20 protein-coding genes and 3 pseudogenes are annotated in these 23,010 nt (G+C 67.9%); 8 read left to right on the top strand and 15 right to left on the bottom strand.

The window, feature by feature from the left end; genetic code table 11:
• Nucleotides 1–247 precede the first annotated feature (247 nt).
• Nucleotides 248–922 carry a hypothetical protein gene (locus OG788_RS44885; RefSeq protein WP_406376624.1) on the bottom strand — a complete coding sequence of 225 codons (675 nt, stop codon included), beginning with the start codon at nt 920–922 and terminating at the stop codon, nt 248–250.
• Nucleotides 923–1,741: 819 nt separating this feature from the next.
• On the opposite strand from OG788_RS44885, the pseudogene OG788_RS44880 reads away from it, so the two are divergent.
• A pseudogene (locus tag OG788_RS44880) lies at nt 1,742–2,423 on the top strand (IS5 family transposase); the annotation flags it as partial.
• Here the strand turns inward: OG788_RS44880 and OG788_RS44875 are convergent.
• The 5 genes and pseudogenes from OG788_RS44875 to OG788_RS44855 form a co-directional block, all read right to left on the bottom strand.
• Nucleotides 2,420–2,764, bottom strand: coding sequence for a DUF2750 domain-containing protein (locus tag OG788_RS44875; RefSeq protein ID WP_406376623.1), 345 nt, complete (start codon nt 2,762–2,764; stop codon nt 2,420–2,422). The pseudogene OG788_RS44880 and the gene OG788_RS44875 sit on opposite strands and share 4 nt — an antisense overlap.
• 186 nt (nt 2,765–2,950) lie before the next feature.
• Complete coding sequence (locus tag OG788_RS44870) at nt 2,951–4,255, bottom strand: phospholipase D-like domain-containing protein (protein ID WP_406376622.1); 1,305 nt, start codon at nt 4,253–4,255, stop codon at nt 2,951–2,953.
• Nucleotides 4,252–4,872 (bottom strand): integrase, encoded by a 621-nt coding sequence (locus OG788_RS44865; RefSeq protein ID WP_406377046.1) that lies wholly within the window; start codon nt 4,870–4,872, stop codon nt 4,252–4,254. The genes OG788_RS44870 and OG788_RS44865 overlap by 4 nt, the downstream gene beginning before the upstream one ends.
• Before the next feature lie 18 nt (nt 4,873–4,890).
• A pseudogene (locus tag OG788_RS44860) lies at nt 4,891–5,649 on the bottom strand (IS5 family transposase); the annotation flags it as partial.
• A gap of 263 nt (nt 5,650–5,912) precedes the next feature.
• Complete coding sequence (locus OG788_RS44855) at nt 5,913–6,674, bottom strand: maleylpyruvate isomerase family mycothiol-dependent enzyme (protein WP_406376621.1); 762 nt, start codon at nt 6,672–6,674, stop codon at nt 5,913–5,915.
• A gap of 134 nt (nt 6,675–6,808) precedes the next feature.
• Between OG788_RS44855 and OG788_RS44850 the strand changes: the two are divergent.
• Nucleotides 6,809–7,033, top strand: a pseudogene (locus tag OG788_RS44850) (transposase); the annotation flags it as partial.
• Nucleotides 7,034–7,275: 242 nt separating this feature from the next.
• On the opposite strand, the gene OG788_RS44845 reads toward OG788_RS44850, so the two are convergent.
• Nucleotides 7,276–8,124 (bottom strand): LysR family transcriptional regulator, encoded by an 849-nt coding sequence (locus OG788_RS44845; RefSeq protein WP_406376620.1) that lies wholly within the window; start codon nt 8,122–8,124, stop codon nt 7,276–7,278.
• A gap of 95 nt (nt 8,125–8,219) precedes the next feature.
• Between OG788_RS44845 and OG788_RS44840 the strand changes: the two genes are divergently transcribed.
• Nucleotides 8,220–8,951 (top strand): SDR family NAD(P)-dependent oxidoreductase, encoded by a 732-nt coding sequence (locus tag OG788_RS44840; protein ID WP_406376619.1) that lies wholly within the window; start codon nt 8,220–8,222, stop codon nt 8,949–8,951.
• Nucleotides 8,952–9,041: 90 nt separating this feature from the next.
• Here OG788_RS44840 and OG788_RS44835 read toward each other — a convergent pair whose 3' ends face one another.
• The 3 genes from OG788_RS44835 to OG788_RS44825 all read right to left on the bottom strand — a co-directional run bounded on the left by OG788_RS44835 (nt 9,042) and on the right by OG788_RS44825 (nt 12,176).
• The gene (locus tag OG788_RS44835) at nt 9,042–9,500 is read right to left on the bottom strand and encodes a hypothetical protein (RefSeq protein WP_406376618.1); all 459 of its coding nucleotides are present in this window, start codon (nt 9,498–9,500) and stop codon (nt 9,042–9,044) included.
• Between the two features lie 494 nt (nt 9,501–9,994).
• Nucleotides 9,995–11,113 (bottom strand): fatty acid desaturase family protein, encoded by a 1,119-nt coding sequence (locus tag OG788_RS44830; RefSeq protein WP_406376617.1) that lies wholly within the window; start codon nt 11,111–11,113, stop codon nt 9,995–9,997.
• A 7-nt stretch (nt 11,114–11,120) separates the two neighbouring features.
• The gene (locus OG788_RS44825; protein WP_406376616.1) at nt 11,121–12,176 is read right to left on the bottom strand and encodes a ferredoxin reductase; all 1,056 of its coding nucleotides are present in this window, start codon (nt 12,174–12,176) and stop codon (nt 11,121–11,123) included.
• 87 nt (nt 12,177–12,263) lie between these two features.
• Between OG788_RS44825 and OG788_RS44820 the strand changes: the two genes are divergently transcribed.
• Complete coding sequence (locus OG788_RS44820) at nt 12,264–13,403, top strand: PucR family transcriptional regulator (RefSeq protein WP_406376615.1); 1,140 nt, start codon at nt 12,264–12,266, stop codon at nt 13,401–13,403.
• 348 nt (nt 13,404–13,751) lie between these two features.
• On the opposite strand, the gene OG788_RS44815 is transcribed toward OG788_RS44820, so the two are convergent.
• A complete protein-coding gene (locus OG788_RS44815; protein WP_406376614.1) occupies nt 13,752–14,480 on the bottom strand; it encodes an SDR family oxidoreductase in 729 nt (242 codons plus the stop codon).
• Nucleotides 14,481–15,088: 608 nt separating this feature from the next.
• Entirely contained in the window at nt 15,089–15,553 is a 465-nt protein-coding gene (locus tag OG788_RS44810; protein ID WP_406376613.1) for a hypothetical protein, read from the bottom strand.
• A gap of 597 nt (nt 15,554–16,150) precedes the next feature.
• Between OG788_RS44810 and OG788_RS44805 the strand changes: the two genes are divergently transcribed.
• Together OG788_RS44805 and hemC are read left to right on the top strand one after the other, a co-directional pair.
• Nucleotides 16,151–16,567: a hypothetical protein gene (locus OG788_RS44805; protein ID WP_406376611.1), complete on the top strand. Its 417-nt coding sequence runs from the start codon at nt 16,151–16,153 to the stop codon at nt 16,565–16,567.
• A gap of 485 nt (nt 16,568–17,052) precedes the next feature.
• Complete coding sequence (hemC, locus tag OG788_RS44800; protein WP_406376609.1) at nt 17,053–17,985, top strand: hydroxymethylbilane synthase; 933 nt, start codon at nt 17,053–17,055, stop codon at nt 17,983–17,985.
• A gap of 364 nt (nt 17,986–18,349) precedes the next feature.
• Here hemC and OG788_RS44795 read toward each other — a convergent pair whose 3' ends face one another.
• Complete coding sequence (locus tag OG788_RS44795) at nt 18,350–19,276, bottom strand: immunity 49 family protein (protein WP_406376608.1); 927 nt, start codon at nt 19,274–19,276, stop codon at nt 18,350–18,352.
• Nucleotides 19,277–19,641: 365 nt separating this feature from the next.
• On the opposite strand from OG788_RS44795, the gene OG788_RS44790 reads away from it, so the two are divergent.
• Entirely contained in the window at nt 19,642–20,199 is a 558-nt protein-coding gene (locus OG788_RS44790; RefSeq protein ID WP_406376607.1) for a hypothetical protein, read from the top strand.
• 188 nt (nt 20,200–20,387) lie between these two features.
• The gene (locus OG788_RS44785) at nt 20,388–20,708 is read left to right on the top strand and encodes a GYD domain-containing protein (RefSeq protein ID WP_351552791.1); all 321 of its coding nucleotides are present in this window, start codon (nt 20,388–20,390) and stop codon (nt 20,706–20,708) included.
• 177 nt (nt 20,709–20,885) lie between these two features.
• Here OG788_RS44785 and OG788_RS44780 read toward each other — a convergent pair whose 3' ends face one another.
• Together OG788_RS44780 and OG788_RS44775 are read right to left on the bottom strand one after the other, a co-directional pair.
• Nucleotides 20,886–21,656, bottom strand: a complete 771-nt coding sequence (locus OG788_RS44780) for a polysaccharide deacetylase family protein (protein WP_406377017.1) — start codon at nt 21,654–21,656, stop codon at nt 20,886–20,888.
• A 354-nt stretch (nt 21,657–22,010) separates the two neighbouring features.
• Nucleotides 22,011–22,982, bottom strand: coding sequence for an NAD(P)-dependent alcohol dehydrogenase (locus OG788_RS44775; RefSeq protein WP_406376606.1), 972 nt, complete (start codon nt 22,980–22,982; stop codon nt 22,011–22,013).
• Nucleotides 22,983–23,010: the final 28 nt, after the last annotated feature.

The raw sequence follows: 23,010 nt of genomic DNA, 5'->3' as shown, positions 1-23,010 counted from the left end.
TGCTGCTCGTGCCACAACGGCCCGACCTCAAAGCTGAGTTCAGCGGGCCCCAGCCCCACCATGCACAGTTCAACGAGCCACCCAGGCGCCGAGCACGGCGCTACGAGGCGCTGGAGGGGTGGCAATGGAAAGGGGGCGGTCGCTGGGGTTGCGGTACTGCGCCTCTGTTCGTAAGGAGGCACCTGGACGCTCGTCCGCCCGGGTGCCCGTGTGTGTGTGGGGGGCGTCGGACGTAACGGGCACCAAGCTACGGGTTGCAATCCTGGAGATCGACAATCCGCACGTGAGGGGCACTGAGTACCGAGCCGATCGTGGACACGAAGACTCCGCGGTCCTCGACTACGCCGGAGCCCAGTCGGCTGAGCGTTCCTCTCGACTGACGTACCCACATGCGTCCTGTGGCGTCTCGAATTGTCAGCCCGGTTACGACGCGGTGCCGCACATTGCCGTTGTCGTCCTTGTCGTATGGCTTGGCATCGAACTCGCTCATGGGGATTTCGATCCGCTTGCACGGCGGCAGCATTCCGACCCAGTCCTTCGTGATGCCCTGTCCCGGTTCCTGTCCGAGGTACACGACGTTTGCCCAGCCTCCCGCCGCGTCGGGAGACCGATTCGAGATCACGAGCGTGTCCTTCTCGGCCCAGATAGTGATGCGCGAGGCCTGCAGTTGCGTCTCTTCGTCACGCTGTTGGCTCGATTGAGCCAGCTGATCATCGGCGACCTGTGCGGACTTCCAGGTGCCCCAGGCGGATATGGCCAGACTGGCGGCCGCGACGACGGCGGCCAGGACGGCCGTGTGCTTTCCGAGATCTGCGACCTGGTACCAGCCGCGTATCCCGGAGAAGGGACGCGTAATGAAGCCGAGCAGACCGGTCGAGCGGCGCTGGGGCGCACGGCGGCGTAAGGGCGGACGCGGCGTCACGCTGCGCACCCGCAAGCGCCGACGGGGATATGCCAACCTGGTCTCACTCTCGTCCCGTAAGTGTTAACGATGACGTCCTCAGCGACGCGACAGTTGCGCTCGGTCGCGTCGAACTTGGACAGAGTTCCTCTGGGTTCGCAAGGGCAGTTCCGGCTGCGGCACGGTGGGCCAGGACAGCGAGAGGCTCCCCGCCCTTCGCAGGTCAGCCAACAGCGCAGCCGCCGCGCGCAGGTCGCCCACTGCAGATCCTGTCCCTGCAGCAGAGGGCTAGCACGGCGGCTTGCCTATCCGCAGCAGGTTCACTCCAGGTCCTCCCATGTCCACGAGGCGACGGCGCTCCTATCGGGCTCCCGCCCGAATACGCCTCGTCAGCCAGCGCGTCCGAGCTGAGAGGCCTACGTACCAAGCGTCGCGGCGCGCGAAGTTGATCACGTTTGCGACGGTGCGGACATCACGATCCAGGCTAGAAGTGAGCCTCGCCGGCGTGGGGCGGGTGCGTCCGCCCGACTGCAGGAGGGCTCGCGCGCTGGGGATGCGTTCATCGCGATCGCCCTCGAGATCCGCGGGCCATGAGAGTACGCACAAGCTCCTGAGCGTCCCGACGTCGCTTTACGTGTCGAGACCAGAACGCGGGGAGCACTACTCCGCAGAGAAGAACGATCACCACGATGGTGATCAGCAGGAATGCCCACGGGTGAGTCGTGAGAACCGTCAGCAGACTCACTGCCGATGCGGTCCCGACTACTCGGCGCATCACCGGGCGTGGCCAGCCACGGCGCTGCCCTCACTCTCTCAATCCACCTGGCGGTGAGGGTCCGGTTGCACACCGGGATCGCCTGGGAGCACCTGCCGCAGGAACTCGGCTTCGGTTCGGGCATGACCTGCTGGAGCCGTCTGGCCGAATGGACAGAGGCCGGGGTGTGGGCCCGGGCTCCACGAGGTTCTCCTCGCCAAGCTCCGCCGCGCGAACGCCCTGGACTTCTCCTGAGCGGCGGTCGACGGCTCCCACATTCGTGCGTTAAAGGGGGGCACCAAGACGGGACGAAGCCCCGTCGACCGGGGCAGGAGGGGCAGCAAGCACCACCTGATCCCGATGTCACCGGCGTCCCGCTCGCCGCCACCGGCGGCAACCGCAACGACGTCACCCAGCTCATCCCACTTCTCCAGGCCGTGCCGCCGGTACGCGGCAAGCGGGGGGCCGGCCCCGGCGTCCTCCTGACGCAGTGCTCGGTGACCGTGGCTACGACCATGACAAGTACCGCCGTCTTGTCTGGGCCTCAGGGTGAAGCCATTGATCGCCCGCCACGGCACCGCGCACGGCTACGGCCTGGGCACCCAGCAGTGGGTCGTGGAGCGCGCGTTCGCCCACCTGCACTGGTTCCGCCGCCTACGGATCCGCTGGGAGATTCGCGACAACATTCACCAGGCATTCCTCGCCCTCGGATGCGCACTCATCTGCTGGCGGCGACTGTGCGCTCTGACGAACCATGCCGTGGGCTAGTCAGCCGCTGCCAGCCGGCTGAGAACTTCCATGGGGGTGAATCTCCAGCCGACCAGTCGTGGCCCGCTCCAGTTGATGCCGACCTTGAGTCCGTCCCGGGCGAGATCGGGCAGTTCGCGATCGCGCCAGGTATCCAAAGGCATGGATGTGACGCGTAGCCCATGCCCCCAGATCTTCCCTGCCCTCTGGGCGCGGGCCGAGGTCGACCAGAAGGGAAGACTTCGCGTGCCGTCCGCGGAGAGGTGCGTCGGACTTCCGTCATCATCCCGAACAAGCCAGACAACTCCGCTTTGGCGGACGTCTTTAAAGAATGCTGCCGCTTGCGAACCACTCTGACTCATGCCCGCCGAGCCTAGCGTTCCTCGCCACTCATTTCGTCAGGACCTCTAAGCCCGTCTCACCGCGACGCCGCAGGCAGACCGGTAAACGCGAGATCCGAGAGAGCGTCTACGCCGTCACCAGTCTCGACACCCACCGGCCCCGCCGACCTCGCCGCAGCAATTCGCGGCCATTGGACACAGTGGCGCCTATTCCTGGACCTGCCTCGGATCGATCGGAATCTCTCGTGCCGTATTCTCGCCGCGCTCCTCGGCGCTCAACCGCTGCGCCACAGTCCCGCAGCAGCGGTCGTACTGGTTCTGCCAGTCCGTCATGAACAAGTCGTAGCTGGACCGGCCGCTCAGCTTCAGGTCCGACTCGTCGTTGTGCCAGACGCCGTTGCTCGTCCAGTTCGAGGAACCGACGAACACGAGCCTGGAGTCGACCACACCCGCGTAACCGCCGCTGACCATCATGTACTTGTCGTGCGTGTAGTGCAGAGCGTTGCCGTTCGCGTCGGTGCCGCGGCTGGTGTCGTGCACGTCGATATTCGACCGGTTCCTCAGGTAGTTCTGCACGCTGTCATCGACCTGGCCGGCGGTGACAAGAATGTGGATCTTGACGCCGGTTTGTGCCAGACTCACCAGCTTCTTCGGCAGCTCCAGATAGTTCGGGTCGCCCGGCTGCCCATGAGAGGTCCACTGGAACATGGCGATGTTGATCGTGGCCGGCGTCTTGATGTTGCTCAGGAAGTCGACCCAGGTGTCGCTTCTGGTGCGTGCCTTGGGCCACTGGTAGGAGGGCGGGGACAGTTTCCTGGCGGCCGTGGCGCTGGTGGAGTTGTAGTAGTCGGGTGCCAGCGGGCCCGGGCCATTGAGCGCCCCCTTGGCCATGGCGGTGAAGTAGCTGACGTAGGAGTTGTACAGGGCGACGTTGCCCTTGACGGTGGCGCTGCTGTTCCACGCGGTGCTGGCCTGGGCGGAGGTGGGGTTGGCGCTGCTGACGGTCACTGTCCTGTTCGCATCGCTCCCGCCGCTGAGCATGTAGTACTTCGCGTGCAGGGCGGAGCCGGCGTAGTGGGTCAGGCAGCCGCCCGGGCACAGCGCGGCGAAGCTGGAGGCTCGCGGGTCGTTGCCCAACTCGGTGACCATCGACTGCCAGAGTGTATTGCTGCTGTGAGCATCCATCAGAGCCTTGACGGTGACGCCGCGCTGGTGCGCGGCAATCAGGGCGTTGGCGAAGTCCGGGCCTGGCTGTGCGTTGCTGATTGAGTACATGGCGACGCGGATGGTCTGCCCGCAGCTGGCGCTGTTGATCGATTCGATGATCGGGCCCATGACCTTCATCTGGGCGGCGGGGTCCTCCGGGTCGTTGAAGCGCGGGCCCGGGCTGGAGGTGAACGTCCGAGACTCGCAACTGAGCGGGGGTTTGGCCTTCTTGACCGCGGCGTGTGCCGTTGTCGGCGACAGCACAGTGACGACCAGCGCGGTGATCAAGGTGAACGTTCGCTTCATGGGCGGCCTTTCACTGGGCTGTCGTGATGAAGAGTCGGGCTGCCGCAAGAGGCCCGTGTGCGCGCCGAAAACCCTGTCACCTTATGCGACATGCGTGTATTTGTGGATGGTGCCGCCGAGGCGATCGCGCCGGATGGCACGCGATTGCTCATCGGCGGGGGGGAAGGTCGGGCGTGCCCACACCGTCGGGGCTTCGTTGTCCGAGTGATCGGTGCAGCCGGGTGCTTGTTGTGGTGGTCGGCGTACTGGTCGATGACGAGGCGCAGGTGTCGTTCTCCGGCGATGAGGATGCGGTCGGTGGCTTCGCGTCGGCAGGATCCGACCCAGCGCTCGGTGATCGCGTTCATGCGAGGCGTGCCGGGCAGGATGGGCACCACGCGGGCGCTGAGGACGCTGAAGACCGCGTCGAAGGCCTCGGTGAAGTAGCCGGCGTTGTCGCGGATCAGGTACCGGATGCCGGCGGTGCGCACGTCGCCCAGCCTCATCAGGGCGTTGCGGGCCTGCTGGGTCACCCACTCGGCGGTGACGTGCCGGGTGACCTGGCGATGTGCACCCGCCGGGTGCCTTGCTCGATGAAGAAACAGGACGAACAGCCGCGCGAGGAACACGGTGTCCACGTGGAGGACGTCGACGCCGAGGAAGGCCTCGTGGATGTCGTCGCGTCGTTCCAGTGGATGCGTAAGCGGCGGAAGCCGTGGAGCCAGGGATGGTGCGCTCGACGACCCAGCGGAAGATGCTCAGGCCAGTGCCGTGGGGTTGGCCTCGTTCGGCGATCACGGGTCGGATGCCGCGCTGCCGGAGCAGGCGCCGGTACTTGTCGTGGTCGTAGCCGCGGTCAGCGAGGAGCGCGTCGGGTCGGTGTCTGGGCCGGCCGACGACACCGGCAACGGCCGGGATCCTGTCGAGCAGGGGCAGGAGTTGGGCGACGTCGTTGCGGTTCCCGCCGGTCAGGGACCCTGCGAGCGGGATGCCCTGGGCGCCGGTGACGACGTGGTGCTTGCTGCCCGGTCGCACGCGGTCGACCGGGCCGGCTCCGCTTTTGGGCCTCGCCGAGCGGCCCGCACGTGGGAGGAGTCGATCACCGCCCGCGATCAGTCCAGCTGCTTCGCGGCCCGCAGCTTCTCCTGCAGCACCAGGAGCAGTTCGTCCCAGACGCCGGCTTCGTTCCACGCAGCCGGGCGTCGCCAGCACGTCATACCCGAGCCGAAGCCCAGCTCCTGGGACAGGTACTCCCCCTGGATGCAGGTCTGCAGCACGAACAGGATCCCGCACAAGGCCTGCCGGTCCGGGACTCAAGGTCTGCCCTGGACCAGCTTCGGTGCCGGCTCGGGCAGCAACGGCTCGACGAGTGACCACAGTTCATCCGACACGATCCACGGCCGCGACTGACGTATTCTCACGCTCGGACCAACGACCACCGAGGCCGAAAGTCACATGATCAACAGCTTCTGTTAGGACCTCTAAGAGCACCTAACAGAAAGCCTGGTCGTAGCCATATCCCTTCCTGGCTGAGTCGGCAGTGCTGCGGGAGGCGCCCGGACCCGAGCTGTACGAGGCCGTACTGGCCGTACTGGCCGTACGCCGCGCGGACGCGGAGCTGTTCGCGATGTTCACCGAGGCGGACGTCATCAAGGCGTCCGCCGGCGGTATTGACCGGCTACTCCTCGGGCTCCCAGGCGATCAGATGCTCGAACACCTGCTGGTCGCCCTCGATCTTCAGGTCGCTCAGCGTGAGGCGGCCCCAGACGAACAGGAGCAGCTGCTCGGCCGTGCCCGTGGCCGTAGCGGAGGCGGGCGCGGCGTCGTCCGTGAGGGGTGCGGGCCAGGCTCCGGTGCCGTCCAAGGCGAGGAGCCAGGAGCGGCCCTCGGTGGCGTGGTAGTGGATGGTGGCGGCCTCGTGCGGCCAGGCCGCCGGGGTGGAGTTGCAGGTGTCGAGGAACTCGGCCACGCCGTCGATCGCGACGTCCGCCGGCATCGGCTGCACGGCGCCTGCGGCGAGCTGGGCGTCGTAGGTGTGCACCAGCACCTCGTGCACCCGGCGCCGGGCAACGCCCCAGGCATTCGCCGGCGACACGCCGGCGCTCCACCACGTCCAGCACTCGCGCTCCGGGCCTGCCTCGCGCAGCGCACTCAGCAGGAGCTCGTTCGAGTCGGCGTACCAGGCCAGCAGCGCCTTGAGCTCGCGCGGCGCCTCCGCGGCACCCTTGGCCGGCGGAGCCTCGGCCGGGCCCGCGGCGACGATCGCGGCCCACCAGCGCTGGCCCGTACCCAGGTGCTGCACCAGATCGAACAACGTCCACTCGGGGCAGGACGGCACCGGCGCGTCAAGGCCGGGCGCGGCGGCAACCGCACTCCGGAACGCGGCCGACCGCTCGTCGATCAGTTGCAGCAGGGCGGAAAACTCAAGACTCTCTGTCACATCACTTACCTATCACCCCAGCTCAGCCGACCGCACCCTATTTTCCAGGCCGTCAGCTGCGGGAGTCAGAGCACCCAATAGAAGGTCTGGTGTAGTCATGTCCCCTTCCTGGCGGGCTCGTTGAACGAGCCGTGGGGAAGCCCGGCTCGAAGCACCACGTCATCACCGACGCAGGCGGCACCCCGCTCGCCATCACCCTGACCGGTGGCAACCGCCACGACATCACCCAACTGCTGCCCCTGCTCGACGCGATCCCGCGGATCCGCGGAGTGACCGGTCGCCCCCGTCACCGGCCGCGGCAGTTGTTCGCCGACCAAGGCTACGACTTCGTCGAGCCGCGCGAACGGCTCCAGGCCCGGCCCCACCCGAACGCCGAGACCCGCAGCTGACTGCCATGATCAAGTGCTTAGCGCCAACGGCTGTACCGCGGGTCCCACGGCCGTGACAGAAGCCGTGCAGTCCAGAGCGGGGTTTCAGCGGCATGTGACGGGTCGAGGCAGATGTCACCTGGCCTCGATATCCGTCACCCGCGTCAGCTCGGCGGGCTGCCATCATGAGCCGGGACACGATAGGTGGAACCTGGCCAGGCATGTTGGAACTACTAGAGACGTGTCGCAGTCCGGACAAGGTCGGCGACTGCTCTGGACCGGCTGTGCTGGGGCCAGGCAATGACGGTGGTAACTGCTGGCGCGTCCAGCACGGGCACGGCGGCGAGGTCATCGTGCAGCTGGGCTCGGCACGACTCCGGTGCGACCGCGCACGCGCGACCGAGCGCGACGAGCTGCAGCAACTGTGCTTGGTCGCGGACTTGTGGGCCGGGGCCGGGCGGGTAGGTGCCGTCGGCGTCGGGCCAGAGTGGCAGGGGCAGGCCAGGCAGGGCGGTGATGTCGGCCATGTGCACATGGGTGCGGACGGTGAGCGGGTGCCCGGCCGGCAGGACCACAACCTGGCCCTCCGTGCTGAGTTCTTCGGAGTGGAACCCGGCTGTCGAGTCGAACGGCCGGTGCAGCAGCGCCACGTCGGCCCGGCCCTCGCGCAGGAGTCGTTGCTGCTCGGCAGGGCCGCACAGGATGACGTCGACCGGGACCGCGCCGGGTTCGGCGGCGTACGCGTCGAGCAGTTTGGCCAGCAGTTCTCTGGACGCGCTGGCCTTCGTGACCAGGGCCAGGCCAGGACGGCCGGTCGCGGAAAGGCCCGCGCGGCGGGTCCGGCGCTCGGCGGCGTCGACCGCGTCGAGGGCCGCCCGGCCCTCGGCCAACAGCACCGAGCCGGCCTCGGTCAGCGTGACGGCGCGGCTGGTCCGATCCAGCAGTGCTGCCCCGAGCCGGCGTTCGAGCTGCTGGATCGCCCGTGACAGAGGCGGCTGCGCGATCCCGAGCCGCTGCGCGGCCCGCCCGAAGTGCAGCTCCTCAGCGACAGCGACGAAATATCGCAGTTCCCGGGTCTCCATGCCGCCACGGTACTCCGGATCAATACCCTGACGGTATCGCTGCCTACCCGATCGGTCTTGGACCCCCGCCGGGGTCCGAGAGCAGCATGGTCCCCATGAGCGAACGAACGATTGCGCTGGTCACCGGCGCGAACAAGGGAATCGGTTACGAGATCGCCATGGGCCTGGGCGCCCTCGGCTGGAGCGTCGGCGTCGGCGCCCGAGACGATCAGCGCCGTGAGACAGCGGTGGAGCAACTGCGCGCGGCCGGCGTCGACGCGTTCGGCGTACCGCTGGACGTGACCGACGACGCGAGCGCCACCGCCGCCGCACAGCTGATCGAGGAACAGGCGGGGCGCCTCGACGTGCTCGTCAACAACGCCGCCATCACCGGCGGCATGCCACAGGAGCCCACCCGGGTCGACCCCGCCACCATCCGGACGGTCGTGGAGACCAACGTGATCGGCGTCATCCGCGTCACCAACGCGATGATGCCGCTGCTGCGCCGCTCTGCCTCACCGAGGATCGTGAACATGTCCAGCAGTGTCGGCTCCCTCACCCGGCAGTCAGGAACCGCTGCTGAGCAGATAACGGGTCCGGTGGCCGTGGCGTACGCGCCGTCGAAGACGTTCCTGAACGCCGTCACCCTCCAGTACGCCCGGGAGCTGAGCGGCACGAACATCCTGATCAATGCCGGCTGCCCCGGCTATGTCGCGACCGACCTCAACGGCTTCCGCGGCGTGCGTACCCCCGAACAGGGCGCAGCGATCGCCATCAAACTGGCGACCCTGCCGGACGACGGTCCGACCGGCAGGTTCTTCCAAGACGCCGGCGTAGTCCCCTGGTGATGTGCACGGCGGTCATCAGCCGCCGGGTGAGGCGGCTTCGCCCGCGCGTCTCGAACCGGTATATCGACAAGGGCTCCAACAGGAGATGATCTACTGGCGGTTCTGAGTTGTCCGGCTTGCGGCGTCTGCGGTGGACACGGGTGGCGGCCTATGCAGCTGGAGCTCCTGACCATTCTCCTGCGAGGGACGCTCGTTCTTGAGGCCGCTGCATGCCAAGAGCTCGGTCCCTGTGGAGTCGAAGTACAAGGTGAAGAACCAAGATCGGTCCGCTGCGACGATGTTGCCGGTACGCAATCGCTCGTCGCGGTGCCGAGCGCGGAGGATCTCAACGGTCTCGTCGAGGCCGAGGGTCGTCAGGCCAATCTTCAACGACCGCTTCAGCCTTGTCGCAGCGATGCCGACGACCATCCACTGTGGCGGCTGTCCGTCGTAGAGCACTACCTCGCCGCCGGCGGCGATGGCGTCGCGTGCTGCCTTGCAGGCACTGGTTTGCTCTTTGAGCATCACGGTGATGTCGGGCGGACTTGGGCTCTCGTCCTCGGTGGCCATGTGGCGACTGTAGAGACCGAATGCAGGCGTTGCTACAGGATTCGGCGCTACAGGATTCGGCGTGACCTGCGCAGGGCTCAGAGACAGAGGCGGTCGTGACACGGCGGCCGGTATGGAAGGGATCTTGCAGCCAGGGTTTGGTGTTGATTGACCACCATGTTGCCGGTCCGCCGTTCTACCCGATCAGTTCGCCGTTTATGTGAGCTACCACATGTGTCTCATCAACAGCTTCCTGTCCGTCGGCAGATCACCGCCGGGTGTGGTTTCTGAGCGGGGAGAAGGCGCCCAGGCCTCGGCTTCGGGATGGTGGACGGATTCGACGTCGACGAGGTGATCGAAGCGGGATGAGCTGCACCTCGTTTCGTGGAGTCCCCGGCCTGCCCCGGATCCCGTGTCGTACGGTCTGACGTCGCGGTCGCCCACCGTCCGCAGCGGATATCACCGAACCGGCGGTGCCGCCGGTTCGGCCGAGAGATCTGAACCAATGCCGGGAATCAGGCGGCGACGAGCTCCCGCTCGCGGTCCGGCGTTTTGACCTTGGGCTTCTTGTTCGGCAGCGAGAGCCGGAAGACCTTGTGCCACGCGGAGAACACCTGCTTGGGCAGCGGGCCGGTGACGTACTCCAGCTCGTACTTCTCGAACAGTGCGCGCACCTTCACCGCGACCTCGGCGTACCGGTTGCTCGGCAGGTCCGGGAACAGGTGGTGCTCGATCTGGTGCGACAGGTTGCCGGTCATGAAGTGCATGGCCTTGCTGCCGCTGATGTTCGCCGAGCCCATCATCTGGCGCAGGTACCACTGGCCGCGCGTCTCGCCCTTGATCGACCGGCGCTCGAAGACCTGTACGCCCTCGGGGAAGTGTCCGCACATGATCACCGAGTGGGACCAGACGTTGCGGACCAGGTTCGCGGTGAACGTGGCGGCGAGCGTGGTGAGGAACGACGGGCCCGACAGCAGCGGGTGGATCACGTAGTCCTTGACCACCTGCTTGCGGATCTTGCGGCCCACGGCCTTGGCCCGCGCGCGGAACTCCGGGTTCTTGCGGCGGCGCTTGTCCAGGTTCTTGCCGAGCTCCAGGTCGTACGCCGCGATGCCGTACTCGAAGAAGCAGGCGTTGAAGAAGTTCCACAGCGGCTGGCCGAGGTGGAACGGGTGCCACTTCTGGTCCTCGTCGACGCGCATGATGCCGTAGCCGAGGTCGTTGTCCTTGCCGATCACGTTGGTGTACGTGTGGTGCAGCTCGTTGTGCGAGTGCTTCCACTGCTCGGCCGGCGAGACGTGATCCCAGTCCCAGGTGGTGGAGTGGATCTTCGGGTCCCGCATCCAGTCCCACTGGCCGTGCAGGACGTTGTGGCCGATCTCCATGTTGTCCATGATCTTCGCCACGGACAGACCGGCGGTGCCGATCAGCCACGCGGGCGGGAAGATCGAGAACAGCAGCACGCCCCGGCTCGCCAGCTCGAGCTTGCGCTGCGCCGAGATGACCTTGCGGATGTAGGCGGCGTCCTTCTCGCCGCGGGCGGCGATCACCTCGTCGCGGATCGCGTCCAGCTCGCGGCCGAGCTCCTCGATCTGCTCCGCGGTCAGGTGGGCGGTGGGGTCGATGGCGGTCAAGGTGCTCCTACCGTTCGATGTCGCAGGGGCCCGCCGCGGCGGACACGCAGGTCTGGATGAGGACGCCCGGCTCGGCCTCGGTGATCTCGCCGGTACGCAGGTCGCGGACGGCGCCCGCCTTGAGCGGCGTGACGCAGCCGAAGCAGATGCCCATGCGGCACCCGGACGGCATGAGCACGCCGGCCTCCTCGCCGACGTCCAGCAACGGCGTGGCGCCGTCCGCGTCGACGGTCTTGCCGGTGGTGCTGAACGTGACCTCGCCACCGTCGCCGGCGACGACGATGCTGGGGCGGAAGCGTTCGGTGTGCAGGCGCTCTCGGACGCCGTGCTCGGTCCAGTGCTCTTCGACGGCGTCGAGCAGGCCCGCGGGTCCGCAAGCCCAGGTCTCGCGCTCGGCCCAGTCGGGCACGAGTTCGCCGAGACGGGCGATGTCGAGCATGCCGTCTGTGTCGGTGTGCAGCTCGGTGAGCCGCAGCTTCTTGTCCGCGACCAGGTCGTGCAGCTCGTTGCGGAAGATCACGTCTTGCGGCTGTGGCGCGGAGTGGACCATGACGACGTCGTCGAACTCGACGTCGCGGAGCATGCCCATCACAGGCGTGATGCCGCTGCCGGCCGTCAGGTAGAGCACTTTGGCGGGCTTGGCCTCCGGTAGCACGAAGTCACCGGTCGCCTGGTCGAGCTGGATCAGCGTGCCCGGTTTCGCCCTGCGGACCAGGTGGTTGCTGACCTTGCCGTCCGGGATCGCCTTCACGGTGATCGTGACAAGGCCGTCCTGGCGGCTTGTCGGCGAGGTGACCGAGTAGGCACGCCACAGGCGCACCCCGTCGACGTCGACCCCGATCCGCACGTACTGACCGGCCGTGTGGCCGCGCCAGCCCCGTCCCGGCCTGATCACGATGGTCGCGGCGTCACCCGTCTCGGGGTGCACGGCCTCGATGCGCCCACGCAGGTCAGCGCCCGCACGCATCGGGCTGACCAGGTCGAGGTAGTCCGACGGCAGCAGCGGCGTCGTGACCATCTCCAGCAGTTTCCACGCCCTACTGCGGAGGGCTGCACTCGTCATGACTCCAGCTTGATGCGCCTCAGGGCGTAAAGTCCTGTCCGCAGGACGTAAATCTGGTCGGCCGAATTGTTCGCAGGGAACAAAACTATGAGCCATGCAATCCGGAGGGCCACCGAGCTGGCCCTGGATGAGACGACGGTCACCGCACTTCGGGCCGCGCTGAAGACCACCGCCGACGAGGTAGTCCAGGCGATCATCGACGAGGTCCCGTCCTACGCCAACGCCCTTTCGGGCCGCATGGGTGGCACCATCCGCCGAGCCGTCCGCACCGCCCTGGGGCACTACCTGGACCTCGCGAGCGGGAACGCCACGGGCGGCGACGGCGATGACGCAGCTTACGAGCTGGGCCGCGGCGAGGTGCGCGACGGCCGTTCGATGGACGCCCTGCTCAGCGCCTACCGCGTCGGCGCCCGCGTGGCCTGGCGATGCCTGGCAGCGGGTGCCGTACCCGCAGGTCTGCCCGCCGCCGAGGTCGCCAAGTTCGCCGAGCTGACCTTCGCCTACATCGACGAGCTCTCGGCCGCGAGCGCCGCGGGCCACGCCGACGAACTGGCCGCCCGAGGCAGGGCCCACGAGCGCCTCCTGGAACACCTGGCCCGCGACCTCCTCGCCGGCGCGAGCCCGGACGTGCTGCTGGCCTCTGTTCAACGGGCCGGGTGGCAGCCTCCGGTTTCGCTGACCGCTGTCCTGCTGCCCGCCGCCCAGGCCCGGCCTGCCTACCGCGCGCTCGACCCGAGCACCCTCGTCCTCGACGATCTGCCGGATGCCACCGGCGTGCTGCTCGTCCCCGATGCCGACCGATCACATCTCTTGCGGCGGCTGACCGACCGCACCGCCGTGGTCGGTCCGGCCCGGCCATGGACTCGTGCGTACGCCTCGTACGCACGAGCCGTACGCGCGCGCTCCCTCTCCTCTGATATTCGCGACACCGAGGACCACCTGCCCGAGCTGGTGCTGAGCGCCGACGCGGACGCGTTCGCAGACCTGCGTGCCCGAGCCCTCGCACCGTTGCGGACCTTGCCTGTCGCGACCGCACGGCGGCTGGAGGAGACGTTGCGGGCGTGGCTGCTGCACCAGGGCAGGCGGGACGAGGTGGCGGCGGCGTTGTTCGTCCATCCCCAGACAGTCCGGTACCGGATGTCGCAGCTGCGGGAGCTATTTCCGGATCTCGCATCGCCACACCGGGTCCTTGAACTGACGCTGGCGGTCGGTCTTCGGGTCAGCTGACGCGTACTTCGACCGTCCACGACCGCGTCCGCGAGGTCCAGGAATCGTGCCTCGTTCTCGGTGCCAACTGCCGGCTCGTGCGGCCCGGGGAAGAGCGGTATGAGCCAGCTGAGACCTGGGGGTGGTCGGTATGGGCTGGGGCACTGTCCAGGTCACGCGGCATGTCTTCCACGTCCGCCGGCCCACGGGCCCTTCAGCACCCGTATGCGCGGTCCCCCGCCTTGGCCAGAAGCGGGGCGGACCTCGTGTCAGGCGTCTATTGGGCGCGTGCTGGTGAAGCAGGAGCACCTGTCGGCTACCTGAATCGTCCGGGTCTGGCCGAACTGGAGGCTGGAGGGCGCGAGCGGTTCAGGAGAGCCAGTCGACGTAGCGGGTGGGGGCGAGGTGGGCGTCCTTGTCGGTGAGGACGTCACCCTTGACGGCGGCGAACATGCCGGCGGTGGGGTCGGTGACAACGGTGCGGCCGTCGCCCTTGTGGGTGAGTGTGATCCGGCCCAGCTCGTCCAAGGAGAAGACCTCAGGCCCGGCGATGTTGCGAATGCCCCCCAGCGGGGCGCCCGCGGCGACTTCGGCCACCGCGTCGGCCACGTCCTTGGAGGCGATCGGCTGGATCGGCGTGGCGGGCAGTCGGACGGTGTCGCCGTCGGCGGTCCAGGACAGGACAGCGTCCATGAACTCCATGAACTGTGTCGCGCGGACGATCGAGTAGGGGACCGGCCCTGCCGCGAGGACGTCCTCCTGGAGCACCTTGGCCCGGTAGTAGTCCAGCTCCGGCACCTGGTCCACGCCGACGATCGAGAGAATGACGAAGTGGCCGACGCCGCCCTTCTGGGCCGCGGCCAGAAGGTTGTCCATCGAGGTCTGGAAGAAGGCCGGGGAGGCTTCGTCGAAGGTCGGGGAGTTCGTCAGGTTGACGATGACATCGGCCCCAGCCACCGCCTCACCCAGTCCCTGGCCGCTGATGACGTCGACTCCGGTGGACTGTGAGTGCGGCACCGCCTCGTGCCCGGCGGCGTTCAGGTTCTTGACGACCTGGGACCCGATCAACCCGGTACCGCCGATGACCGCGAACTTCATGACATGCCTTTCGCCGGAAGATGTGTCCAAAATATGGCACAAAATCCCTAGGTAGGCGTTTGGTACCGAGCCGACGGACCCGCCGGTCGTAGTAGGCGAAGGAGTCGTCGGACAGGGGCGTAGAACGCGCAACTCGCCGCGGTCCTCGCGCACTCGGTGACGGCCTCGGCCAGCGTGCGCTTGTCGTTGCCAGCCCGCCCGGGTGGCCGACGGAGCGTCCGCCCCTCCAGTGATGCTGAGGGGCGGACGATTGCGCAGAGTGACGCACATTTTCGCCCTGGTCCCCGCCTGCCCCGGCCGGGAGCTGGACCGGGGCAGGCGGGGACGGTCGGTTAGCGGCGGAAGTGATGTGCGGGGTGGTCACGCACACCCGTCCCTGCTCGTCGGTCCGGTCGATGAGCTGTCAGAGCGGGTGCGGCATGCCCGGGTGGTTCCACTCCGGGATGCCGATGAGGTAGATGCCGGCCTGACCTTTGTCGAAGGCGTTCAGGGGGCCGGTGTGCAGGAGTTTGTTCGGGGCGAGCGGAACGGCTGAGCAGGCGGAGAGGTAAGTTCCTTTCCGGAACTCCCCGCACCCACCCACCGCCTGCCCGGACGGGCGACCGCGCCTACGCCCGGATGTCTATCGGGCCGGCGCATGCTTCAGGCCCGGCGGACTTCCCCACGCACCCGTAGAGGTCCAGAGAGGTGCCTTCTGTGAGGTTGCCGGTGTTCCACCCGGTGTAATAGGGGTAGGAGTGCCCATATGTCGAAACCGTGCGCTCAGTGCCGTTCGTGCTGGGCCATAGGGTCGCCCCCTTGATTCCGTACCCGTCGGCCGCACCGTCATACGCCCGCAGCGCGTCTCCAGGGGTGCCGAAGCTGTCCGGGTCAGCGTTCCAGTTCACGTATCCGGCGTAGTCGCCGTTGAGATAGAGGTATATGGTCGCCGACTTGCCGGAGTCGTAGTGGCTCACCGTGTAGGTGACATTGAAAGCCGCGCTGGCGGTGCCTGCGCCGATGCTGAGGGAGGCGCCGGCCATCACGGCGGTCGCAGTCAGCAGGGTGGCGATCCGGTTCCTCATCTTGGCCATCAGAAGCCCTTCCCTAACGGAAATGATCGAATCGGTGTAAGGCTGTCGGGCCGCCTTCCAGATGTCATTGGCACTCCGTCCAGACGTCCTTGGCAATGCGTCTGAAGTTGCCCTGCCGCGACGAGTGGTGTGGGCTTCGCACACTTCGTGAAGAACGCCACTGAGCATCCACCACGGAACCGATCGGCCCCCATCGAACCGGGCGGAGTCGCAGCGCGCCTGCTCGCCCCGGAGCGGCAACTCGCCCACGTGTACGCGCTGCACGAGGTGAAGGGCATCTCCGAGCGGCTCGCGGACACGGCGGGCCGCGCAGCCGGAGGGCCCTCGTCGGCAAGTCGGCCTGCGCGGAAGCCATGCGCTCACACGCCATCCATCCTCGACCACCACGACCGGGCATCCCCCATGCCCGCCGACTGCCGTCGTCACAAGATCAGCGCCTGAGCCCGATACTCCCGCATCCGATGACCCGTCGGCGACACCCTCAGACGTCCAGTCGCTCGTGGCAGCACAAGCTGTCAAGTCGCGTACGGGAAGCGGGTGTTGCCTGTCCGACCGGAGCGGGGAGAGACTGTTTGCGAGCAGAGAGAGGGTGCGCCCGTGGCAGCAGCCGATCCGGAACACGTCGTCTGGTTGACCGAGAGGAAGCTGGCCCGAGCCTGGCCGACCATCCGGCCGACCTGCCTGCACGCCACCGCGAACGCCAACGGAGTCCGCAACCACCATCGCGTATCGCACGGCACTTGGGGCGAGAGCACGTGGCGCACGTACCACCCGGCGGACGTCAACCGGGTCGCCGGGGCGATCGCCGACGGCACCGCGGCGCTCCAGCCGCACTGGCGAAACGACACCCCCGAGGCCAAGCTGCTCGATCAGCGCCTCCGCAGGAAGAACCTTCCCGGTGCCATCGGGTGCGCCCTGGTCATCGCCGTCGCGCTGGCGATCATCGTCACTGTCCTGGTCATCCTCTGGAACGACTCCCCATCGTCGTCTTCGACCCCCTCCTACTGGCACTGACCCGACGGAGGCCGCTCAGTCGAGATCCGGTTCGCCGTCGCCCAGGCAAGGACTCCGGGTGCGCCTGGGCGAGCACCAGATGAGGACCCTCGCCGTCGGCCTTGATGGACGTCGGGCTTGATCATCGACGTCGGGAATTCACTCGTTCGAGTGACCGCCGGACATGGAGGCGGCCTTCTCGTGATCCTGAGCGCTGCGCAGAGATCCAGGGATTGGCAGCACAGAAACATTGTTCGATTTGACCTACCTGGACTGCCGCCCGGTGGAGTACTGCACGTCGCCGACCTGCCTGATCTGCTCGAACCGGTCGGTCCGTGCATCGTGGACGACATGCTGCCACCAGACACGTCGCCCACAGACAACCGGGAACGCTCGATTGACTTCCTCGCACGTTTGCCCGATACCCCAACCTCCTTGCTGTGCCGAGGAGATGGGTCTCTGAGTTGGGACCGGCGGGTCGGGCCTCACGGACTATCGTGTACGACATGTCCGCCCCTGAGCTGATCCGTATCGTCTCCCGTGACTCGCCCATGGCTCTGGCCCAGGTGGAGCGCGTCCGCGCCGAGCTTGCGGTGCTCCACCCCGATATCCAGACCACGGTGGTCCCGGTCAAGACAACCGGCGACAAATGGATGGGAGATCTTTCCCAGGTCGAGGGCAAGGGGGCGTTCACCAAGGAGGTCGACGCCGCGCTCGTCGCCCGGGAGGCGGACGTCGCGGTGCACTGCGTCAAGGACGTGCCGGCGGACCGGCCGCTGCCGGCCGGCACGACCTTCGCGGCGTTCCTCAGGCGGGACGACATCCGGGACGCCCTCGTCCATCCCGGCGGCCTGCTCCTGGACGAGCTTCCCGCGGGAACCCGGATCGGGACCTCCTCGGTGCGCAGGGTCGCGCAACTCGCGGCCTCCCACCCGCATCTGGAATGCGTGCCGTTCCGCGGCAACGCCAACCGGCGCCTGGACAAGCTCGCCGCGGGCGAGGCCGACGCACTGCTGCTGGCCGTCTCCGGCCTGGAGCGCATCGGCCGGCCCGACGTGATCACCGAGGTCCTGTCGCCCGAGACGATGATCCCGCCGATCGGGGCCGGCATTCTCGCTCTTCAGTGCCGTGAGGACGACACCTCCACCATCGACGTCATCAGCGCTCTGAACGATTCCGGCACCTATCGAGAGGCCACCGCGGAGCGGATGTTCCTCCACGTCCTCCAAGGCCACTGCAACAGCCCGATCGCCGGATACGCGAAGGCCTCCCGGGGCGATCTGTCGCTCCGCGCCTGCGTGTTCAGCCCGGACGGGAAGACCGTCCTGAACGCTCACGAATGGGCCGGGCGCCTCAGCCCCTCGGACCTCGGCGCTTCCGTCGCACTGGCCCTGCTTCGCCAGGGCGCCCGCGAACTGATCGACGGCATCGCCCACTGACCGCCCCGTCTGGGGCAGGGCGAAGCGATTCCCTCACGGACTCCGTCTCGGTCGGTCACGTGATCGATCGTTCCAGGAAACTCGACCTGCCAAGGACCGTCCGAGTCCGGGGCACGCGCGACCGTGACCCGGCTGCCCGGTGCCAACGCAGCCGTCGGCCATGTCTGCCTCAGGGGACGACCGAGGATGTGCTTTGTCGCCCTGCGGTCATCTACGTCCGCAGGACCAGTGTCGGAACCGTCCGTCATGCCTCTCACCCTGTCGGACGGTCCCCGGCTCGTCGGTGTGTGCGTCACCCGCGGCCCGGAGTCTCGGAGCCTGCTACAAGCCCTCGTGTCTGCTCGCATGGACAGACGGGGGTTGTTCAGGACGCGGCTGGGGCTGGGGCGTTCAGTAGACAGGCGGGCAGATAGCCGGACTTGATCCGCAGGTTCCAGTCGTGCGCCTGCACGGCGAGCGCGGTCAGGGCGATGGCACCGAGCGGCATCAGACTCCGGGGCGCGGGATCCGCGCCGACGCCGACGCGGTGCTCCTCCAGGCGCTGGTGCAGCGCGCGCTCGAAGGCGGCCTGGTCGTCTCGGAGCAGGACGCGCAGCAGCCGCTGGTCGGGGCTCGTCGCTTCGGCGGCGTCCAGGGCCAGCGCCGCGTCCAGCCGCTCGTCGATGGATGGCTTGCACAGCGTCACCTGCGGCCAGTCCCGCGGCAGGTGGCCCGAGGACGGGGTCAGGTAGCCGCACAGGGCGTCCATGTGTGCGAGGTCGGCCGGATCGGAGATCGAGTCCCGTTGTGCGTAGGGCAAGTTCTTATGCAGCATCGGGGCGTAGTCCTTTCGGAGCAGCAACCCGAGCGCCCGCTCCCAGTCCCTCACCAGGCCGCTGGCCACACAGATGTGGAACGCTTCGACCCACGTCCGGGCGGTGACCGTGTCGGTCGCGTCCCGCATCTCGTCGAAGTCCTTCTCCTCACTGCTGAAGCGCGTGCGGGTCAGTGGGAAAGGGATCTCCCAGTCGCCGCCGGGGCAGCAGCCCAGCTCCAGTACGCCGAGGAGGGATTCGGCCGCCGTGGTCAGCGCGAGCCGGGTGCGCTCCTCCTGCAGGTCTGGATCGCTCACGCTGCGTGCGGCGACGTGGTCGAGCAGCTCGTGGCCGAGCTCCGACAACATCTCGCGCAGCGGGTACTCGTGGTGGTAGACGTCCTCGAAACGGCGCTGAACATGGTCCGCCTTGTCGCCGAGAGCCTGCTCCAAGCGCTGCCGGCTCACCGGATGACGCGGCACGTCGTTGATCCCCATGCGTTCATCCTGTCAGTCGCCACTGACAGCCCGGACCTCAGAGCCTGTGAACGGACCCGGCTGCGTCCTGGTACGGGGAGGTGACCGACTGGGGTCTGTTCCCAGGCTCTCGCTTCGAACTTCCGCCAGTACGCCGTCCGTTTCCATGACCAGCTTCCGCCCTCGACGCCGTACACCTTCTTGCCGTCGAGTCACTTCCAGGACATGTGCTGCATGAGCGGGGCGGCCCGGCGGTCCTCAAGTTCCGCATGGGCAGGATGCCTTCCAGTGGCTGACGGACCGCATCGAAGGGGTTCACCGGTGGCGCTGTCCACGAGTTTTGGTGCTGGCGATACGCTGCGGGCCGTTGATCGTAAAGGGAAGACATGTTCAAGCAACTTGTGACGGCCGCAGTGACAGCAGTTCTGATAGCCGGGCTCGGCGCGTGCAGCAGCGGGAGCGACCTCCAAGACGAGGGCACCGACTACTCGGTCGACGTTGACCAGGACGGCGGAAGCGTTGCCGAGGAGCCCCAGCCGGACACAGCCACCACGGCGGACACGAGCGTCTTCGGCCTCCGGGACAAGGTCCGCCACGTCGCCGCCAGGACCACCCGGGCCACACGGCCGCACATGACCAGGAAGTGCAGCACGAGCACGCGGCGGGTCAAACACACGACAAGCACCGGATCGGGCACCAAGCGGCGCACCCGCACCTGGTACTCCACGGAGCAGTCCAAGAGCTGCAAGCAGGTCCGCAGCGGAACCGAGACCTACAGGCGCGTCGTCCGGCCGGAACAGTGGTGCGTCAGCCTGGACAACCTCGGCGGCGACGCAAACCGAGACGACGTCTGGTACCAGGTCAGCAAGACGACCTACGACGCGGCCATCGGCACGGACGAGCACGCCCGGATGACCCTTACTCCCACCGGCAGCGGCTGCTGACAGTCGGCGGAAGCCCGGATGTGCCACCACAGCAGGTGGCCGGACGGCCCACGCTGGAAGGGCCTCACAGCCCAGATGACCGGCGGCCCGCCGCTGTCCGGATGAATCCGGCCCGGTCGGAGTGGTAGTCGGCGAGCCTGCGGGAAGGCCCTTGCGGACCGGACAAGCGATGGGCAGGGAGCATCCCGATGCCGAAGTTCCTCATCCAGGCCAGCTACACGCCCCAAGGCACCAAGGGGCTGCTGGAGGAAGGCGCGAGTGGCCGCCGCGCCGCCGTCGACCAGGTGGTCACCGGCCTCGGCGGCACGGTCGAGGCCATGTACTTCGCTTTCGGTGAGGACGACATCATCCTCATCGTCGACTTCCCCGACCCGGTCTCCATGGCCGCCGTCAGCCTCACCGTCAAGGCCAGCGGTGCCCTTCGCACACGGGCCACCCCGCTCCTCACCCTCGACGAGATCGACGAGGCCGCCCGCCGCCAGGTCGCCTTCCGCGCCCCCGGCGCGTAGCGGAGAAAGAGGCCTGCGAGTTCACGTCGACCATCGTGCAGGACCGGTTCCGGACGTTGAGGAGCCCTCGCGTACCCGGGAGGCCAACAAGCCGGGGGCCCGGCCCGGTGCCGGCCGCGGGCCGCCGCAGGCCGCTCGAGGGCCGGCACCGGGCCCGTGACCGACCCAGGACCGGGTTCAGTGCACCGGGAAGCCGAAGGAGTAGCCCTGCTCCTTGAGCCAGGGCAGGATCCGGCGTAGGGCCTCGACGGTCTGGGAGCGGTCGCCGCCCGCGTCGTGGAAGAGGAGCGTCGGCCCGTTGGGCAGCTCCCGCTGGACCGTGGCGACGATGGTGTCCGTGCCCGGCCGCTCGAAGTCCTTGGAGTCCACGTTCCAGCCCAGCGGGCGCATGCCACGGGAGGCGGCCAGCTTGCGGCTGTAGGGAGTGAACGCCCCGCCGGGCGCCCGGTAGTACATCGGCCGTACGCCCCCGGACGCCTCGGTGATCATGCGTTCGGCGTCGAGTATCTGCTGCGACTGGTATGCATGGGACTTGGCGTCCATGGCGGTGTCGTGCGACACGGAGTGGTCGCACAGCCGGTGCCCGGCAGCGACCACCTTCTTCACGAGGTCCGGGTGGGCCTGCGCCTGCGTCCCCACCATGCAGAACGTGGCCTTCACCCCGTATTCCCGCAGCACATCGAGCACCTGAGGAGTCCACGCGGGGTCGGGGCCGTCGTCGATGGTGATGTTGACGCCTTGCACACCCTTGTCCGAGGCGTGCACGATGGTCACCGCCGCCGGCTTGACGTCACTGCCCGGCGTGGCCGACGCAGCGTGAGGGGACGAGCCGCCCACGGCACCGGCCTGCGCGGTCCACACCGAGGCACCGACGGCCAGCACCGTCACCCCGAGCGCCGCCCCGACCACCTTGCCGTACCAGCCCCGCCCGCCACTGTGCCGTGCCATGTCCGCCCCGCTCTCGCGCAGTTCCTCGCCGATGCCTGGTCGTCTTCCGACCACCTGGCAGGACGAGAGGCGGCGGTCATGGGATGCGTCTGTTACCGATCAAGGACAATTCCGGGAGAGTTCATGGACAACTCGGCGAGCACCGGCCCTCGACCAGCCCATCACCGTCACGCTCGCCCGCCGACTTGGCGACGCTCGGTCACTGACCGGCGTCTGGGGTCAACAGTTGCCGGTGGTGTCTCAGGGCACGGCGCCGCCGGCCGTGTCGAGGCTGCACGGGTACGGCTCTTTGCCGGTGGGGGTCTTGAGCGGACTGGGTCCGGAGGTCCGGCCGCAAAGGGCGCTCGGCTGAGATCAGTTCGGCGGTACGACGGTGATGACGACGTTGCCGATCTTCTGCCCGCCCTCGACGTACCGGTAGGCGTCGACGATGTGCTCCAACGGGTACCGCCGGTCGATGACCGGCCTGAACTCTCCTGATTCCATCAGGTCCCGCAAGTGCCGCACGATCTTCTGGTCCTGCTTCGGAAAGGGGAACTTCACCCTCCTGCCGCGGAACAGCGGCGTGACGAGCGGCAGGAGCAGGTTCTGGCACCAGGGGCCCAACTCCGAGGACAGGTACGCCCCGCCGGGTTTCAGCAGCCTCCTGCAGCGGCCGAACGTGGTCTTGCCGACCGCGTCGAACACCGCGTCGTAGCGCTGCTCGTCCGTCGTGAAGTCCTTCGCCGTGTGGTCGACGACCCGGTCGGCGCCCAGGCCCTTCACCAGCTCCAGGTGCGCCGTGCCACACACCGCGGTCACGATGGCCTTGCGCTGCTTCAGGAGCTGCACCGCCGCCGACCCGATCGCGCCGGTCGCGCCGTACACGAGGACGTCCTGCCCGGCCTGGATGCCCGCGGTCCTGATGAACGCCAGCGCGTAGTGCGAGCCCTCGGTACCGGGAGCGGCCTCCTCGAAGGTCACCCCGGCCGGCATGATCGCGACGGGGCCGTGGTGCGGAACCGACAGGTACTCGGCGTGAGTTCCGAACGCGCCCTCGTTGTACCCGAACACCCGGTCGCCCACCGTGAAGGACGTCACGCCGCTACCGACGGCCTCCGCCACTCCCGCATACTCGGTGCCGAGCACGGTACGCCGGGGTCGGGCAAGACCGGTGAGCATGCGCATGAAGAAGGGGCTGGCCGCCCGGTAGGCACAGTCCGTCCGGTTCACCGTCGTCGCGTGCACCCTGACGAGAACGTCATGGTTCCCGATCGAGGGCTTGTCCACCTCGGCGACCCGCACCACGGCCGGCGGTCCGTACCGGTTGTACACCGCTGCCTTCATGGGCGAACCCTATCGGTAGCGCGGCGAT

Source organism: Streptomyces sp. NBC_00647, assembly GCF_045207245.1.
In the GTDB taxonomy this organism is placed as follows: Bacteria; Actinomycetota; Actinomycetes; order Streptomycetales; family Streptomycetaceae; genus Streptomyces.
The sequence above is the reverse complement of the archived record's forward strand: the minus strand, read 5'-3'. Positions and strand labels throughout refer to the sequence as shown.

Excerpts from the sequence above, each read along its gene's own strand:
- OG788_RS44875 (WP_406376623.1), bottom strand. The coding sequence starts at position 2,764 with ATGAGTCAGAGTGGTTCGCAAGCGGCAGCATTCTTTAAAGACGTCCGC.
- OG788_RS44870 (WP_406376622.1), bottom strand. The coding sequence starts at position 4,255 with ATGAAGCGAACGTTCACCTTGATCACCGCGCTGGTCGTCACTGTGCTG.
- OG788_RS44845 (WP_406376620.1), bottom strand. The coding sequence starts at position 8,124 with ATGGAGACCCGGGAACTGCGATATTTCGTCGCTGTCGCTGAGGAGCTG.
- OG788_RS44840 (WP_406376619.1), top strand. The coding sequence starts at position 8,220 with ATGAGCGAACGAACGATTGCGCTGGTCACCGGCGCGAACAAGGGAATC.
- OG788_RS44835 (WP_406376618.1), bottom strand. The coding sequence starts at position 9,500 with ATGGCCACCGAGGACGAGAGCCCAAGTCCGCCCGACATCACCGTGATG.
- OG788_RS44825 (WP_406376616.1), bottom strand. The coding sequence starts at position 12,176 with ATGACGAGTGCAGCCCTCCGCAGTAGGGCGTGGAAACTGCTGGAGATG.
- OG788_RS44820 (WP_406376615.1), top strand. The coding sequence starts at position 12,264 with ATGAGCCATGCAATCCGGAGGGCCACCGAGCTGGCCCTGGATGAGACG.
- OG788_RS44815 (WP_406376614.1), bottom strand. The coding sequence starts at position 14,480 with ATGAAGTTCGCGGTCATCGGCGGTACCGGGTTGATCGGGTCCCAGGTC.
- OG788_RS44810 (WP_406376613.1), bottom strand. The coding sequence starts at position 15,553 with ATGGCCAAGATGAGGAACCGGATCGCCACCCTGCTGACTGCGACCGCC.
- hemC (WP_406376609.1), top strand. The coding sequence starts at position 17,053 with ATGTCCGCCCCTGAGCTGATCCGTATCGTCTCCCGTGACTCGCCCATG.
- OG788_RS44795 (WP_406376608.1), bottom strand. The coding sequence starts at position 19,276 with ATGGGGATCAACGACGTGCCGCGTCATCCGGTGAGCCGGCAGCGCTTG.
- OG788_RS44790 (WP_406376607.1), top strand. The coding sequence starts at position 19,642 with ATGTTCAAGCAACTTGTGACGGCCGCAGTGACAGCAGTTCTGATAGCC.
- OG788_RS44785 (WP_351552791.1), top strand. The coding sequence starts at position 20,388 with ATGCCGAAGTTCCTCATCCAGGCCAGCTACACGCCCCAAGGCACCAAG.
- OG788_RS44780 (WP_406377017.1), bottom strand. The coding sequence starts at position 21,656 with ATGGCACGGCACAGTGGCGGGCGGGGCTGGTACGGCAAGGTGGTCGGG.
- OG788_RS44775 (WP_406376606.1), bottom strand. The coding sequence starts at position 22,982 with ATGAAGGCAGCGGTGTACAACCGGTACGGACCGCCGGCCGTGGTGCGG.